General features: G+C 50.7%; 12 protein-coding genes. All 12 read right to left on the reverse strand.

Annotation, left to right across the window (positions count from 1 at the left end):
- Positions 1 to 308: 308 nt before the first annotated feature.
- Positions 309 to 3,707, reverse strand: a complete 3,399-nt coding sequence (locus RB620_RS09615) for an S-layer homology domain-containing protein (RefSeq protein ID WP_308093818.1) — start codon at positions 3,705 to 3,707, stop codon at positions 309 to 311.
- Between the two features lie 110 nt (positions 3,708 to 3,817).
- Complete coding sequence (locus tag RB620_RS09620; RefSeq protein ID WP_308093820.1) at positions 3,818 to 4,093, reverse strand: hypothetical protein; 276 nt, start codon at positions 4,091 to 4,093, stop codon at positions 3,818 to 3,820.
- 235 nt (positions 4,094 to 4,328) lie between these two features.
- On the reverse strand, positions 4,329 to 5,714 hold the full coding sequence (locus RB620_RS09625; RefSeq protein WP_308093822.1) for a hypothetical protein: 1,386 nt from the start codon (positions 5,712 to 5,714) through the stop codon (positions 4,329 to 4,331).
- 18 nt (positions 5,715 to 5,732) lie between these two features.
- Positions 5,733 to 7,400 (reverse strand): DUF4091 domain-containing protein, encoded by a 1,668-nt coding sequence (locus RB620_RS09630; RefSeq protein WP_308093824.1) that lies wholly within the window; start codon positions 7,398 to 7,400, stop codon positions 5,733 to 5,735.
- A gap of 27 nt (positions 7,401 to 7,427) precedes the next feature.
- A complete protein-coding gene (locus RB620_RS09635; RefSeq protein ID WP_308093825.1) occupies positions 7,428 to 8,957 on the reverse strand; it encodes a glycoside hydrolase family 31 protein in 1,530 nt (509 codons plus the stop codon).
- Positions 8,958 to 8,992: 35 nt separating this feature from the next.
- Positions 8,993 to 9,877 carry a carbohydrate ABC transporter permease gene (locus tag RB620_RS09640; protein ID WP_308093826.1) on the reverse strand — a complete coding sequence of 295 codons (885 nt, stop codon included), beginning with the start codon at positions 9,875 to 9,877 and terminating at the stop codon, positions 8,993 to 8,995.
- Between the two features lie 17 nt (positions 9,878 to 9,894).
- The gene (locus RB620_RS09645) at positions 9,895 to 10,806 is read right to left on the reverse strand and encodes an ABC transporter permease (protein WP_308093827.1); all 912 of its coding nucleotides are present in this window, start codon (positions 10,804 to 10,806) and stop codon (positions 9,895 to 9,897) included.
- A 74-nt stretch (positions 10,807 to 10,880) separates the two neighbouring features.
- Positions 10,881 to 12,563 (reverse strand): extracellular solute-binding protein, encoded by a 1,683-nt coding sequence (locus RB620_RS09650; RefSeq protein WP_308093828.1) that lies wholly within the window; start codon positions 12,561 to 12,563, stop codon positions 10,881 to 10,883.
- Between the two features lie 188 nt (positions 12,564 to 12,751).
- Positions 12,752 to 14,425 carry a response regulator transcription factor gene (locus tag RB620_RS09655; protein ID WP_308093829.1) on the reverse strand — a complete coding sequence of 558 codons (1,674 nt, stop codon included), beginning with the start codon at positions 14,423 to 14,425 and terminating at the stop codon, positions 12,752 to 12,754.
- The gene (locus tag RB620_RS09660) at positions 14,418 to 16,148 is read right to left on the reverse strand and encodes a sensor histidine kinase (protein ID WP_308093830.1); all 1,731 of its coding nucleotides are present in this window, start codon (positions 16,146 to 16,148) and stop codon (positions 14,418 to 14,420) included. Before RB620_RS09660 ends, RB620_RS09655 begins: the two co-directional genes overlap by 8 nt.
- Positions 16,149 to 16,246: 98 nt before the next feature.
- A complete protein-coding gene (locus RB620_RS09665) occupies positions 16,247 to 16,615 on the reverse strand; it encodes a hypothetical protein (protein ID WP_308093831.1) in 369 nt (122 codons plus the stop codon).
- An 18-nt stretch (positions 16,616 to 16,633) separates the two neighbouring features.
- On the reverse strand, positions 16,634 to 16,783 hold the full coding sequence (locus tag RB620_RS09670; protein WP_308093832.1) for a hypothetical protein: 150 nt from the start codon (positions 16,781 to 16,783) through the stop codon (positions 16,634 to 16,636).
- Positions 16,784 to 17,064 lie beyond the last annotated feature (281 nt).

Below are 17,064 nucleotides of genomic sequence, written 5' to 3' on the forward strand. Positions count from 1 at the left end.
GGCAATCTGACCCGCGTAGAACTGGATGGCGATAATGAATAAGGGGCTTCCCGAAGTCATTAATGACTTTTGAGACAGCCCCTTCTCTCTATTCGAATAGTCCTCTTATTCCGTTTATCTATCGTTATCGTATCTCTTCACGAATAAAATCAATTTCCGAAATCAACAATTTGGCGAATGAAGGATCGATAGACCGTCCGGATTGATCTTCGATGAAATCGGCCAATTGGTTCAGCCGTACATCACCTGAGACTTTTTCAATGGCCTCCTTGTGTGGTGCTCTTTCGTTAAATCCTCGAAATTATTAATTATTGAATAATACGGTGAATGACTACGGCCGCCTCTGCTCTCGTCGTTCCTTCAAGCGGGTTAAAGTTGCCGTTTGGCAAACCTTTGATGAAGCCCGCCTCAAACACCGCTTGAACAGGCTCTTGCGCATAGGTCCGTATCGACGATTTATCCTTGAAAGATGAAGCGACGATTGCCGGTTTGCTCAATTTCAAAGCCCGATAGAGGATGACCACCATATCCTGACGGGTGATCTTATCGTTCACACCGAATGTGCCGTCACCCCTGCCATTGACAATGCCAAGCCGCTGCGCAGAATAGATGGCATTGGTATACCATTGGCCTACCATCACATCACTAAAAGTCGATTGCGGCTTGCCGCTATCCGTTGCAATTCCCAATGCATTCACCAGCATCGTTAGAAACTCCGCCCGAGTCACTTCGCCTTGCGGATTGAATAGCCCCTCTTTTACTCCCTTTATGATGTCGCGGGAAGCCAGCGCCTCAATACTATCTTTTGCCCATGCAAGGCTAGTAATGTCTGTGAATATGACTTTCCGGTGAGCGACTGCATAACGGCTAAAATGACTAGGGCTAAATATCATGCTTTCGGTTGCCTTATCGTACTTTCCGTTCTTTACGAGTTCCAATTCCCCTTTACTCGAGATGAAGTATATGATCATTTGACTCGGGTTTTCTCCCGCTTTCAACTTATACGGAATGCCTACCGTCACATCGCCTTTTTGCTTGAACTGACTAACGATAACGTCATCAACGCTCAGCGTGAAGTCGAATACCGGACGGCTGCCGATTTGATCGCGCTCGTCCTCCGACAAGTTTGAGATGTCTGCCTTGCTTACGGACATTTGCAGTTGCTTGCCGTCCTGCCCGATCTCTCGAGTTATCTGCTCTGCGGACAGCGTCACGGTAGCCAGTCCCGCGTTCAGTACTAGAGATTGGCTTTGGTCTCCCATCTTCCTCAATTGTCCTACCGGAAGCTTCATTGTAACGCTGTTCGGCGATGAAGCAGTAAGATGCTTCACAGTAACAACGACCGTCTTGCCGCCCGTACCTGCCGCCTCCTGCAGATCGGCCTCCGAAACCGTGATGGATGCGTTTCCTTTATCGTCTTGAACAGCCGTAACTGTGACTGTATTCCCCGATATCATAGTCTCCGTTGACGTTGGCGGCTTCTCCGGCGTTGTTGTCGGTGGAGTAGGTGGTGTTTCTGGCGTGCGGTCGGCCGGCGCTATACGAACATCGCTCAATTTGTACCATCCGCTATCCATTTGGATTCCTGTGACGGCCAATTGGATGGCCGGTTCATTCCTATTGGTACTGTCGACAATCGCCATTGCCAGCTCATAGTCGCCGGCGGGTACATTCTTTAAGTCCAGCATGCCGGTGTAATAATAGTTGTCGCCAGCGATCCAGTCGGACGGTTCCGCCGTATCGTCTATCTCGATATGAACCGGCGCGTGGGTTTCCCGGTCCAGCAGCGCCATCGCAACCTTGTATTTATGCTCCCAATTCAGCATATCGTTCGGCAATTTGCCGACCGCGGCATTGCTCCACGAATGATAGATCGGATACGATTGTCCGGCTGTCATCGAGCTCGGGTAAGCGACATCATTCAGAACCAACCGGTATCCGCCCTCAAGAGCGAACCGCTGCACCAGTTCAGGATGATTCGTTACCCATTCCTCGACGTCCTCCGGATGGCGCAAGTCAAGCGTATTGGCATGCGTGTATACGGCATCGTTCACAACCCGTGTCAACATGTCATGAATCGGTCTAGCCATGCTGTCGCAAGCCGTTGGCCGATATACGAAGCTCTGGTAACAGTTTTCGGCAAATACGGGAACGTCCGGCCAATGAGCGTTGATGCTATCCTTGTCCCCTTGCGGGAACCATACGGGGCTGCCATAGCTGTCTCGGCGAATCATATAACCTTTCTCGTTGATCGCCCATTCCTCAAGCTCGTCATCGAACACGTTGCCATACTGTCCGCCGAGCAGCACGCTTTTAAACTCCGAGCTATATAGATTGGTGATCCATTTAAACGTATCGTTCATTTCCTCTTTGTTCAAACCTTTTATATTATGCATTTCACCCCACCATCCGAGACCCTGCGCGTCAATGAAGTCGACCCTACTCGGATCGTCGTATTGGCGGGCGAAAGCGGCTACGAATCGTTCGAACTTCTCCCTGAAGACCGGGTCCGTCAGCTTCGGCGTTCGAAAGCTCGCGTTAGAGCTTGTCTCATAACCTTGAGCACCCGCATCGAACACAAACTGCGGTGTCGCCTGCATATGCACATCCTGGCTGTCCACAATGACGCGGAAAGCAAGCTTCAGATTCCGTTCCAAAGCCATGTCCACCAGTTTTTTGAAATTTTCGTCCTCGTTCCACGCATAATGGCCTTCCTCCGGCTCCATGCGGGACCACGGCACCCGGATATAGAGGATGCTCGCCGGTTCGATATAAGGATCGACGGCGCTCCAATACTCCTCAGCATCGATCAGCGGCTGAGGAAACTCTTCGACGTAGAGCACCCAACCCATCGCCGGGTTTTTTATGATGCTTGTTTTGTCTTCCAAGGGAGCAAACGTCGCGTAATCCGCAGGCGGAACGCCGGGCAACTCAACTTTGATGGGCGAAGTAACCGCCTTTGACTGGTCGGCTTTATTCGTAACCTCGAATACGAGAGTAACGGTCGCCGCGTTTTTCGACTGCGTTATTGTCCCGTCTAGGGCAATCCGATCTTCCCGGTCGGAGGACAGAATCCGAACATCAAAGCCGCTTCGTACGGCGGGCAGCGTCAGCCGCGTCTGACCTCTGTCCGGCTGATCGATGGCGGTTATCGATTGAGCCACCATATCCGCCGTCCATGCCAGCTCGCCCCATACCTTCAGCTCGATGATCGCAAAGCCGTCCCAAGCGAGATTCGCTTCCTCCACATGAAGACGAATTTTAGTCGTTTCTATTTCGGGAATGGCGATATCAATCGCTTCCGCTAGTTGCTCGTTCTTCTTCCAGTCGATCGTAACGTCCGCTCTCGCCGTCTTCCAATCCGTCCCGTCGAAATACTCAACGTCCAGCTTGGTAATGCCTTGACCCGGACCGTAGTTGGTTAGCAGCGTTAATTTGTTTGTTTTCACTTTCTTATCGCCCCAGTCCAGCACGACGTCTTGAGGCAGCGCATGATTGCCGGTCGTCCATCCGAACCCATCGCTTCCGTCGATAATATTGCTGATATCGTTTTGACCGGTGACGCCCGTCGTGCTCGCCGTCGCTTGCAGCGCCACATTCGTAGCTTCCACAGTCTCGACGGCTTCTACTTTAGAACCGTACGACAAACCCAACAAATCCAACAGCAGCATGGCGCAAACCAGCATAACCAAAATAGACTTTTTCATCTTCGTTCCTCCTCAAAATCTCATTCTTCGTTAGCAATCGTTATAGCCTGTACAGTTGATTAATCTCGGCGGCGGACGCCCATCCGCCATTCCCGTTAAGCGCTTCCAACTTACGTCGCGGTGAAAACCGCCGTCTTTTCCGTCGCATCGTTAGCCCATGCGCCGGCGGCCGCTTGCGTGTAATTTACCCCGTCAAACTTTTGGGGGGAGAAATTGACCGAATTTTCAAACTTTTGTTTGCATACGGGATCGGTCAAATAAGGCGTTTTGAAGCCCGCATTCGACTGAGGGGCGTATCCCTGGGCTCCGGCTTCGAATACGAACTTCGGCGTCGCCTGCATGTGCACGTCCTGGCTGTCTTCAAAGACTCGAAACGCCAACTTCAAGCCGCGATCCTTCGCAATCGAGTAAGCAGCTTAAAGTTGGCGTCTTCGTTCCATGCATAATGGCCTTCCGTCGGTTCCATCGCGACCATGGCACCCGAATATAGAGGATGCTCGCTTTCCCCATATTCGGATCCTGCTGGTTGGTTACGGTTTGCGCGTAAAATCCATGCTTCAAACACATCCAAGCCTTTGGCTTGCGGTGATCACCTCCCCTGCGTCTATTCCCTAGACCGCCCTATCGAACGGCCAGCCGGCCAAGGATATACCAGCCATCTGATGTCTTCTCGTTGTCGATCGCCAGTCCGATTTCGGGCTTGAACCCATTGTCACGATTCACGATCGCCGCCGCAAGGAAATATTTTCCGGCAGGAACACCCTCGAACGATACCGGTGTGCGGTAGCTGCAGCTTCGCCCTTGAAACCAGTCCGACGGTTCGGCGGTGTCGATTATCCGTAAGACCGGCGTATGGGTTGCCTCGTCCAACAAAGCAAATGCCGGTTTGTACTTGTAATCCCAATTGCGCAGACGATTCGGGATGATGCCTACTCCGCTGTTCTTCCAAACATGGGAAATCAAATAATCTTCTCCGGCGGCTGCTTCTTCCGGGTATTCAATTGACGAGAGGGCAAGCCGATAGCCGCCGTTCACAGCGAACCTCTGCACCAAATCCGGAGCGGTCTCCGTCCACAGCGTCGCATCCTCGGGGTACCGCAGATCGAGCGTATTGGCATGCAGCTCTTCGGCGTCGCTCACCACCTTCGCCATCATATCTCGTAACGTCGCAAATCCGTCTCCCTGGTACCATTCCGACCTTCCTGCGAAGCCATGATAGCAGTTCTCTGCGAATACGGGCACGTTCGGCCAGTGGCTTCTGATCTTGTCTTTATGTTCCTCTTGGAACCAAATCGGGCTTCCGAAGCTGTCACGGCGAATCATGTACCCTTTTTCCCTTAATGCCCAATCTTGCAGCGGCAATTCGAACGCATTTTCCCCGTATTGGGCCCCTAACAGCACCCGCTTGAAATTTGAGCTGTATACATTCGTAATCCACTCGAACACTTGCTTTCTCTGGGAGGCGGTCAAATAGCTGACGTTATGCATCTCTCCCCACCAGCCGAGTCCTTGAGCATCGATAAAATCAACGATGGAGGGATCGTCATACTGTCTTGCGAAAGCTTCAATAAACCGTGTCAGCTTCTCTTGGAACACCTGATCATATAAATAAGGCGTAAGGAATGAGGAGTGCTCCTCGTGGTTCGCGTACCCTTCAGCCCCTGCGTCGAATACATACTGAGGAGTCGCCTGAATAAAGGCGTTCCTGCTGTCCACATATACGCGGAATGCCAGCTTTAAGCCCCGTTCCAGCGCCATCTGAATGAGCAGCTTGAAGTTCGGGTCCTCATCCCATGCATACTTTCCTTCATGGGGTTCGACGATCGACCACGGTAGCCTGACGTAAAAAATGCTCGCTTTGGCCACATTGTTCTGCTGCAGCGCCCAATAAGCCCTCGCCTCGGGGAATCCTCCCTCGAAGGCATCAATGTATAGCACCCAGCCCATACAAGGATTGCGGATCAGATCGACCTTATTTTCAACCGGATATACGGTCACGTAAGCCATAACGGCACCTCCAGAATTTTAGCCAAGATGGGTATGCTCCTTCAAATTGCGGTTGATCCATTCACGCTTCGACAGCAGCCATGAAGCTTCCCGGGGATAACGGGTGAACGTGATGGGCTCGTCGAGTCCTTCTTCCAAAGCGTTCAACACGTAGGCTCTGCCGTAAATGTCCTCAAGCAGCTGCAGCGCCCGCAAATCTTGCAGCGCGTCATGCAGCACCTCCAGCCGAATCGATTCGATCGGACCGTCCTCGCCGGGATAGACCAAATAGGAATCGCCGGAAGCGAATGCGCGGTCCGCATCCGTGACACGATAAGGGTCGACGGCTTGCCGCGAATATTGCGAATACCAGAAATTGTAGCCCCAATGCAAAAACCCGGAGACGTTATATTTATAAAGCTGGATGCCCAATATCCGATTGCGCGCAGACGGCATGTTAAAGAATCGGTTGGAAACCTCCTTGTATTGCACGCAGCAATAATAAGTCCACAGGGGCGACACTCCATTCTCTACAAATGGAACCATATGGTTGTTGGCGGGAACGGGGTTTCTGACAAGCCCCTTCTCATAGAAGTCGTAATCGGACAAGGCGTCGATAATCGGGAAGCCGTCCAAATATTGCCGCACGATGCGGTTCGCATTACCGTAAGATTCCAAGTGGTCGATCGTCGGCTCGTCGGAAATATGAAAGAAGCTGCACTGCTCCAGGTCATTCTCTTGAATCCAACGGGTCAGCGCCGGCAGCAATTGCGACAGGAATCGGCCGTACGCTTCTCCCGACGCATCCGTCTCCCATCCGAATATCCGCTTGTATTCGCTTTGCTCCGTCGCCATCACTTTCGGCGCATGCTTCGCGCCCCATTGGGTGAACAGATGGGAAAACTCGAAATATTCGATTCCCCGGCTCCGGCACAAGTCTACCCATCGTTTCAGCCGGTCGAAGCCGTACAAATACGTATGGGGAGCGGTCACCTCAATGTCGAGCAGTTGAACCGTCGGCCGTTCCCCGCCTACCTGCGTATCGAGCGGAGGGGTCAGTATTGGCGTCAGGATCATGTTGATCCCGTGACGGACCGCCGTTTGCAAATAACGGTCGATAAGCTCCCAATGCTTCTCTCCGTAGATCTCCACCTCGTAATACGTCGCCAGGCAATCGACATAGAACCATTCCGTATGCATCAGCCTTTGCTTCGGCAAATGCGCAGCAATGATCTCCAGCTCAAATGTCTCCTCCCCAAGCCGCTCTCCCTCAACTGACTCGAACGCCAGGCTGATGACATGCTGGCCGGGCTTTGCATTCGCCCCCGGCTCTACGGATATCCATAACGACCGCCATTGTCCGGGCAGCGCGGTCACCCCATCGATCTCCGTCAGTGGATACAACGGATCGGGATATAGTCCGGGCGTAGCGCGAAGTACATGCTCGTCATGATCATGGTACGCCGGAAGCTCCGACGGGACGAGGCCGACGCTTCGGACCGCGATCCACTCTGCGATAGCCGATTCGACTTTCACGCGTATCCCTTTCCGAAGCCGGTCCGATCGGTATGCCACTTGATAGGAATAGGTCTCGTTCGCTAACATGGATCCTTTCGCATACGTAGCTTCGGTTAACGGCACATCGGGAAATACTTTCGCCAGCGAACTGACGGAACGGGTCTCGAACTTCTCTAACGGATGCTTCATACAGCAACTCACCTCCTGTGTCTTAAACTAAGCTTCCCTCCTATACCAAGGCAATCGCGATAAAGGAGCCTTTACCATCGTTTCGCACGGTCCCTGTACGACGCTTCCGTCGTCGCCGCACCATATTCCGACGGGGAAACGGATCGTTCTTTCTTCCGCTCCCTTCGTAATGACTGGCGCAACCAGCACTTCGCGTCCGAGCATGAATTGGTCGTTAACCTCTTCGAAGTTTCCATCCGCAAACTCATAAGCCATATGCCGCATGATCGGTTCGCCCGTCATAGCCGCATGATTGGCTAGCTCCACGATGAGGGTTCCGAATTCAGTATGCAGCTTCGCAGCTTCTACGCAATAACCGAAATGCTCCTTGTTCAGCACCCTCCAAGGCGCTGCAGAGAACTGCATCATCGGAAACAAGGCGGCGCATTGGGCGTACCGGACGAACAACTCCTCGTCCAAATGATCCGAGTTGGCAAGGAAATTCATATATTCGCCGCCTCCGATCATATCGGGACATGTGAAGGCGTAACCCATCAAGCCTTGAGACAATCCGTTCGGAATAAGGGAGGCGAGTCCGTCTTCGCCCCAGCTATGCGCTTTGTCGCACAATCGTTGGGCCAGCGGTTCTCCGGCCAGCTTCCAGCATGCCCGGTACTCGTTCAGCGGGTACTTTAATCCGATCCTCGCATAGGCTTCGCAATGTCCGTTCGCGGTCGTCCGCGCGGCGCATTGATCCGAGTCACGGTAGTACATCGGATCCCCTCCGTCGAACTTGAAGCCGTCAATGCCGTATTGATCTTTCAGTCGATTCAATTGTGCTTCGAACCACTCGTTCGCGGCCAGATTCGTCAAATCCAATAAGGCGCTAAAGCCGTTCCACCACTCCCGGATTGCAACGGTACCGTCTTCGTTTTTGATCAAATAGCCTAGTCGCGACAGCTCGCGAAACACGGCGCTGTCCGGGCTGACGAACGGGCACGTCCACAGCATCACTTTAAAGCCCAATTCATGAAGGCGCTCGACCATCCTCCGGGGATTCTCGAACCTTCCCGGATGGAAATCCCACGCCCCGTAGTCTTCCTGCCAGTTATCGTCGATCATGAGCAGTCCAGGAGGCATTCCGTTCGAAACGATCGACTCGGCATACTTGATGATCCGATGCTGTTCCTGATCGTACATAAGCTCGATCCACGTATTGTACTGGGGATGCGTAAACATCGATTCGTCCGGAATTTGTCCCTTGGCCGGGAACTTCTTCGCTTGAATGGCCCTGTACGCTCCGCGCAAGCTTTCGTAACCGTCCTCGATTTCAATATCCGCCGCCCCGCCTTCAAGAAACAGCGAATCGTCTTTGAATTCGAACCTTAGCCGATCTTCCGACCAAGCAAATCTGCCTTTGCTCGAGATCAATATTGGCGCAGCTTGGTTGGGAGTCAGATTCGGATTCAGCTCTCTGGCGAACGTCTCCGTTCCGAACGGCATATATATGCCGTCGGATACCGCGCCTCCCCACCAATATTCGCCTTCAACCATTTTCAATTCCGTTACTCGTTTCATCTCCGCCCTCCTTCAATTTGTGAACGGATTTTTCGTTATTCCTTCACGCTGCCAATCGTGATGCCTTTCGTAAAATGCTTCTGTAAAAACGGATAGACGAGCATGATCGGGAGCGCGCCCAAAAAGATTTGAGCCGTCCGCAACGTCTGTTCGCTCAAATTTTGCAAGTCGTTCAAATCGTCGACTCCGATCATCGTCTTGTTGATCGATGTGACGAGCGTCGATAAATACGTTTGCAGCGGGTATTGCTCCGGCGAGTTCAAGTAAAGAATGCCGTCGAACCACGAATTCCAATGCCCGACGATCGTAAAGAGCAGAATCGTGGCGATGGCCGGCTTGGATATCGGCAAGTAGATGCTCCATAGAAGCCGCCAATGGCTGGCGCCGTCGATCAGAGCCGCCTCCTGCAAATCCTTCGATATGCCTCGAAAGAAGTTAAGCAGCATAATCATGTTCCATACGCTAAGCGCACCCGGTATAATAAGCGCCCATATCGAATTCATAAGTCCCGTTTCTTTCACGACGATATAGGACGGGATCAGTCCGCCGCCAAAAAAAATCGTAAATACAAAAAACCATACGTAAATCGTTCTGGATCGGAATTGCCTTACTTCCTTCGACAGCGGGTAAGCCGTGAGAATCGTAAGCAGCATGTTAATGAAAGTGCCGAGCACGACCCTCTGCAGCGAAACGCCAAGCGACCGGATAAACTCAACCTTCTGACCGAGGAAGCGATAAGCCTCCAGCGTAAATCCTTTGGGCCATAACGTTACTTCTCCCGCCGACACGGCGATATTGGAGCTCAGCGAAACGGCGAGCAGATGAATAAATGGTATAATGCCAAGCAGCGTAACGACAGCTAACAGCACGTAATTGAAGATGACGAACGCTCTTCTAGAAAGCGATTCTTTGTAAAACAAGCCCTCTCACCACCCTGTCAAAAAATTCGGTAATTGCTGAACCGGAAAGCCATCCAATAAGACACGCCGACGAGCACGGTCGATATGACGGACTTGAACAATCCAATGGCAGCAGCCGGTCCATATAACTGATCGAATATGCCCATGCGGTAGACGAACGTATCGATGACGTCGGAGCTTTCATAAACCGTCGGATGATATAAAATCAAAATTTGATCAAACCCGGCATTTAATAAACCACCCAAACTAAGTGTCGTGAGCAATATAATGATCGGCGCCATGCCTGGCAGCGTAATATGCAGCATTTGCTTCCACTTGCCGGCCCCGTCCACTTCGGCCGCTTCGTACAGGCTAGGATTAATGGACGTGATGGCCGCGAGGAAAATAATCATGTTATACCCCATGCCCTTCCACACGTCGGATCCTACCAATATCGCCCGGAACCAGCCGTTGCTGCCCATAAACATGATGGGCTCTACGCCGAACGCTCCGATCAGGCCGTTAATCGGCCCCTTGAGCGAAAAAATCTCGAACAGAACGCCTCCCAGTACGGTCCAGGATAAGAAAAAGGGGAGAAAAACGCTGGTTTGCATCATGCGTTGAAACCATACTTTTCGAATCTCGTTCACAAGTAGAGCCAAGGCAAGCGGAACGATAAGCCCAAATATAACTTTTAATAAAGCGATAATAAACGTGTTCCAAATGACTTGAAGCGTATCTGGCAAGTTGAACACATATTCGAAATTGTCGAAGCCAATCCACTTGGATTCAAAAAAACCTAAAGTCGGCCTAAACTTCTGAAAGGCCATCACAATGCCAGCCATCGGGCCGTACGCATAGATCAACGTAACGATCACGCCCGGGATCAACATCAGATGCAGAGGAAACGCCACTTTGACCCGCTTGAATTTCATCACTCTTTCATTCATGGAATACCTCCGATTAAAATTGGGACGGACGGTTAATAGAAACGGGGAGAAACTCTCCCCGTCCGCCTTAGCCCCTATTTCGCTGCGCTTTCCGCATACCATTCATTGACTTCATCCGAGATGTCGTTGCCACCGAGCTTCTTCCAACTCTCCACATATTTATCGAATTCGCTGATCGGCTTGCCGACAATAATTTCAATGAACGTTTCGTCCGTTAATTTATCGAGTGAAGCGCCTTTCTCTACCTGTGTCGGAGTAGGAGAACCTGCAAATTCATTGAAAACGACCGGCATTTCTTTTACTTTTTCGGTCGTTGCCCAACCGCCGTTTTCGTCAACGCGGCTCGTATACGTCCCCCAGGAGGATTGATCGCCGTCTAGATATTTTTTGGCTGTATCGTATGCTTTTAGGTATTGGGGGTCGAGTGAATCCGCGTTCCCGGCTTTCAACGCTTCGTTGACCGCCATATAACCGTCGGCAATAGCGGTCGGATTAAAGAAGCGAGGATCGTACCAGCTGTAGACGAAGCCGTCTTCCGGCTTTACCACGTCTTTATATTTCGGATCTTCCAATTCGAGAAAGAAATTCGCCATCTTCACCATTGCCTCGGGATTTTTCATCTCCTTATTGGCAACGAAGACTTTGGTCAACCTCACCTTCGGAATCATAGGCATGCTGGGCTTGCCCTCGTAGGAAGGAAGCACGAAAGCTTTCCAATCCGCCTTCGGATCGTTGTCCCGGTTCAAATTAAGCGGCCATTCCGGGTACCACCATTCGCCGAAAGTGATGCCGACCTTGCCGGCTACCACGTCTTCTACCACTTTATTGATATCTTTATAAGCAAACTCTTTATCGAGCAGGCCGTTCGTGTACCAAGACTGCAGCTTTTCGAGCGCTTTTTTGGTCTCTGGCTGCACCTCGCCGGCCACGAGCTTGCCGTCCGCGCCTTTCACCCAAGCCTTCGGATAAGCGCCCATCGTATGGAACAATCCTCTGGCATCGAAGCCCCAAGTGACCAAATCTTTGTTCATCGCAATACCGAACGTATCGTCCTTGCCGTTCTGGTCCGGATCTTGCTTGACGAACGCCTCCGCCACTTGCTCAAGCTCTTCCAGAGACTCAGGAACTTCCAATTTCAAATTGGCCAGCCAGTCGCCCCGAATCCATAAAATTTGCGATGACATATAGGGATCCTCGAAATTCGGCAATCCGAGAATACGGCCTTCCTTATCTTTGAACATGCTAAGCGTAGCGCCGCCGTCTTGCTCCACGTATTGCTTCAAACGCGGGGACGCGTAGTTATTGTAAGCATCCGTCAAGTCCGCGAGCAGTCCGTCTTCCTTAAACTTCTCGAAGTCGGTTGTGCCGATGGACATGATGTCGGGCAGATCTCCCGACGCGACGGATAACGAAAACTTTTGCTCAAATTGGTCCGATGGCACGGTCCACAAATATTTCAAGTCGATGTTCAGCATCTCCTTCAATTTGAGAACATAACCGTTCGTTTCCGGCGTTGTGGATGCCGGCGTCTTCCCATCCTGGGGAGGAGAGAAGCCAAGTACTTGCGTTACTGTAACAGTCTCGGGATATTTCTCGAGCGGGTCGGCCGGCTTATTGGAACCGCCCGTATTTTCCGTCTGATTGCTCTGTGCCGGCGGATCGTTATTCGGTTGATTCTGATTCGAACAGGCCGATGCAAGCATCATGCTCATCGCAAGTGAAGAAGCGAGAACGATTGTACCGTATTTTTTTTTCATTTCGATTGCCCCCTTCTAGAATGTGTGTAGGTCCCTACACGTTTCATTCTAGTTTCTTGTAAAAGCGCTTTCCATCTCTTTATTTTTACATTCTTTTAATTGGTTTACTTCTATATTTTTAGCGACGAAATAAAATAAAAGCTCTTTGCGATTGGTATCCGCGATGAGCTTTTATTATGACCGAACTGTTAACCTGCGTACCGATCCCTGTATTCCTGCGGGGTCATGCCGGTCATTTTTTTGAAAAAGATAGAGAAATACGAAGGGGACGTAAAGCCCAAACGGCTCGCGATGTCTTGTATTCTCAGCTTGGCGTTCTGAAGCATCGTCTGGGCCGCGCCGAGCTTGGAATCCTGAATGTAGGCGGAGACGTTGCGGCCCGTCTGCTGCTTATAGTACCTGGAGAAATAGGACGGATTCATATAGACGACATCCGCAAGCTTGATCAGCGATAGATCTTCGCTTAGATTGGCGTCGATGAACTGATGGACTTTTCCGATCAGCTCGTGCATCCCTTTCTCCTGCCGGCTATGGCTTTGATCGCATATCAATCGCCCGATCGATACTAAATACTTCTCCTCGTTTTCCCAATCCTCGGGCATGTCGAGGCGGAACAATCGGGTTAAATCCATATCCTCGTTTACTTTCAACGATAATTCCATCTCCAGAACATAGGACATGAATAGCAGCAGCAAATTCAAATATTTCCTCATGCCGTCCGCATAGCTGAACGCGATGTCTTGCTTGATGAATCGAAGCAATTGGCCGCATGACTGCTGCGCCTGATCTCCGTCGCCGTCTCGGAATGCAAGCTCCAGACGATGAAGCAGCCGTTCGTAATGCTCGTTGTCGGAAAGACGCTTCAGTGTCGGATTGAACAAGCTCGGATCGGCGGCGACGCTTAAATCGATGATTGTCATATCGGGCGCAATCCAGTTCTGCATTTCCGTATAGGATCGCATAAATTCAAACTCGCGGTGCACGTCTTCCCACGCGGACGCGCCTCTGGAGATGTAGAAGGTGAGATCGACGCCGAGTGTATCCTGGCATGTATTCTGCACATATTCGAGCATGCCTTTCAAATATTCCGTGACGGCTTTCCAATCCGTCTTATGTTCCTCTTGAAGCAGCCGCTCCGCTGTGCCCGCCTGAATGAACCAAACGAGCTGGCTGCGGTCGTAAATAACTTCTTCGGCGGCTAGTAGAGGAGTAAGCGTTGAACGGAATAAATTTTGGACCGCAAAATGAATCTCCAGCTTTCTTGCGTATGTCGTCTCGCGCGGCCAATTCCGAATATGACCGGTCAGCAGCAAAACGGGCGTATTCATGTTGACTTGCAAGGTGTGTGGATAAAGTCCCGCATACTGCGCCAGACCGTCGGTTGGTTCCCCGGCCAAAATACCTTCGAAATATTGTTTGCGAAGATAAGGCCGGTACGCCTCCACTTCGTTCATAGCTTCTTCCAGTAGATGCAGCTTGCGTTTCTCCTCGTCTAGCTTTCGGATAACGGCTTCCACAGCCTCGATTAACGTCTGATCATCCTCATCCTTCAGCAGATAATTTTCCACGTTTTTTTGAAATGCGCTGTACGCGTAATCGAATTCGCTGTATCCCGTCAAAAAAATAATTTTGCATGAAGGCCAAAATGCCAATAGCTCGTCAATGAGCTGAAGCCCGTTTTTCCCCGGCATGCGAATATCGCTGAGCACCAAATCCAATTTCATCTTCCGGGCCGTTTCGATCGCTTCCTGCGCGGAAGTCGCCTGCCATATATCGAGCTCCAGATGCTCGCATTGTTCAAAGAGCAGCGCCAGTCCTTCTACAATGGCCGGTTCATCGTCGACGATAAGCAGTCTATACATCCGTATTCCCCCCGTTCATGTCCATGATCATTTCGACCCGAAGCCCGCCAAGCGGGCTTCGGGATACGAATATGCCGCTATTGCTGCCGTATTTCAGCCGGATTCGTTGATTGACGTTCAGCACCCCGGTTTTTTCTATGTTTCCCGAAGGGTCCATAAGCCGCTCTTGCAACTGAACAATCCCCTTATCCTCGAGATTGGCTCCGCTGTCTTCTACCGTAATGTGGAGGCGGTCGTCGTACTTCACTCGGATGTGCAGCGTCCCGCCTTTCGAGCTATGCTCGAAGGCATGCTCGAAAGCGTTCTCGATCACCGGCTGAATCATCAGGCGGGGCACCATTATATGGCGTAACTGTTCCGGGAGTTCATCGCATTGTATGTCGATCCGGTTCGAGAATCGAATGCCTTGTATGGTGCAATAATCGAGCGCGTTCTGGTATTCCATTTGCAATTGGACTTGATCGGAGCCGCTCCGCGTAATGAAGCGGTAGTAGCTGGCCAGCTTCTGTGCGAGCGTCGCTGCATTCTCATGATGGCCTGACTTGCTTAGCCGATAAATATTATAAAACCCATTATACAAAAAATGAGGATTGATTTGCGATTGCAGATGTTTGAGCTCAAATTCCTGCAAGGCGATTCGCTGCTCGTAGTTTTCCCTAATCGATGTTTTTAATTTATCGAGCATGTTGCCGTAGCTTTCGTAAAGATAATCGAACTCGTTGTTGTTGCTCGGCGAATTGAAGGCATGAAGGTAGTCAATCTCCGTCCTTCTGAACGATTGCATCAATTTGTTTAATGGGACGTGAATCATGCGATTGACGGAAAAGGCAAAGATGACGATGACAACGACCGAAATGATCGATAATATAAAAAACCATGCGCTATATTTTTTTAACGGCCCCGTCAATTCCTCTTCCGAAATATACGTGCACAGCGTCCAGTCAAAAAACTGAAGCTTTGTCACCGTTGCCATAAATGTCTGGCCATTCGCCTTGATAGACATGTTGACGGGCTTATCCAGCAAATCAAGAGTGCCGAGCCTATTGGACACGGATTGTATTAAGGAGAGGTTGGTCTTGTCGTATACGACCGGCGTGTTGTCGGCGATAATGGCCGTTCCCGGATGGCTGTTCTGCAGGGTGAGCTGCTGCAGCATTTGATTAAAGCGATCGACCGACAATTCGATATAGGAGATCAGGTTTTCGTTGTTGGACGATTTGAGAAGAATCATTTTTTGCTCGGAATAATAGACGGCTTTTCCCGAATCGCCGCCCATCATGGTTTTGATTTCATCCCATTCGCGATTCGGAAGCGCCGTGACATAACTGCCGGTCGATATCGTTTTTTGGAAGGAGTCGATGTATACGCCTACATTGACGATTAACGGGCTCGCGTTTTGGATCGTGAGGAGATGTTCGTTTATCTTTTTTACGATCTGGATTTCTTCCGACGTTTCGAGAGAATCGGATTGGAAGCCAAGCTTCTGCAGGTCCGAATCGTTCAACAGATCGAGCTGGCGGATGCGGATGAAATCGAACTGGTTCTCCAGCTGCTTGGAATAAAAGTCCGCATTCGATAAAGTCGAATCTATGATTTGCTCTTTCGCATACGAGAAGCTCAAGTAGTTGATGCCCATATTTACCGCGTACACCGGAATAATGAGCACGAAAAAAACGATGATGACTTTGTGATATACGAATAGTTTTTTCTGTTTGAGTCTCATTGCTTCTACGCCCCCGCCCATTCGAATCTATAAATCATTTTCTAAATCATAGTTGAAAAGCCTTCATCTCGTAAAGATGAAGGCTTTTGGGTCGTCACTCATTTATTGTATTTCACTTTCGGGCAAGTCGAGTTGCATAATCTGATTAATGCTTCATGTCCCTCACCGTATGCCTCCCTTAGCGCCGCCATCAGGCGAAAAATAGACGAACGCAAATAAGCGGCAACGGTGGCCTCGGAAACAACGGTTCGGGATGGCGTTCGCAAATAACGTAAGAACAGTTTGGGAACACGACCGGAGTAGCGCAAAGCGATCAGTTGGAGGATTCCCATGGCAATGCATTGGCACATGACGAAACCCTCCATAGCCTGAAGGGCCAAGCGAATCCGATGTTTGACATGTTCGTCTTTCACGTCTTCCAGTGGATGAGCTTCTCCCTTTCTCAAATACCGGTTCAGCTTCGGCATAGATTTGCTCCAGAAGTGTTAGCCAAAAGTACCAACCACTTGTTTCATCTCCCGAAAGGTGCATTCGATCTTGAATCGATAGCTGTACAAACGGATGATGTCGGTGGCCGCAAGCGTAAGATCGGTGCTGACGAGAATGGAGCATTGATCGCCACGTTGCACGAGCACGAAGCGCAGTTCCTGATAGAACCCCACCCGTAAATGGTTTTTATCCCATCTTGCAGATTCATAAACAAGGGCAAGCAGAACCATTTTTGCGCCGTGCCAGCTAGAATCCCGATGGCGCCGAACAAATGACCGAAGACGTATTCGCCCTTAGATGAGTTTTCCGATTCCTGATGGAGCTTTTTAACACCCGGCATCCGACGACCTTCTTTGGCTTGCTTCATCCCATCACCGACGAGTACAACTCGGTCGTTCACAACAAGAAGAGGCGCCATTTTGCGAAC

Source organism: Paenibacillus sp. LHD-117 (assembly GCF_030929555.1).
Classification (GTDB): domain Bacteria; phylum Bacillota; class Bacilli; order Paenibacillales; family Paenibacillaceae; genus Pristimantibacillus.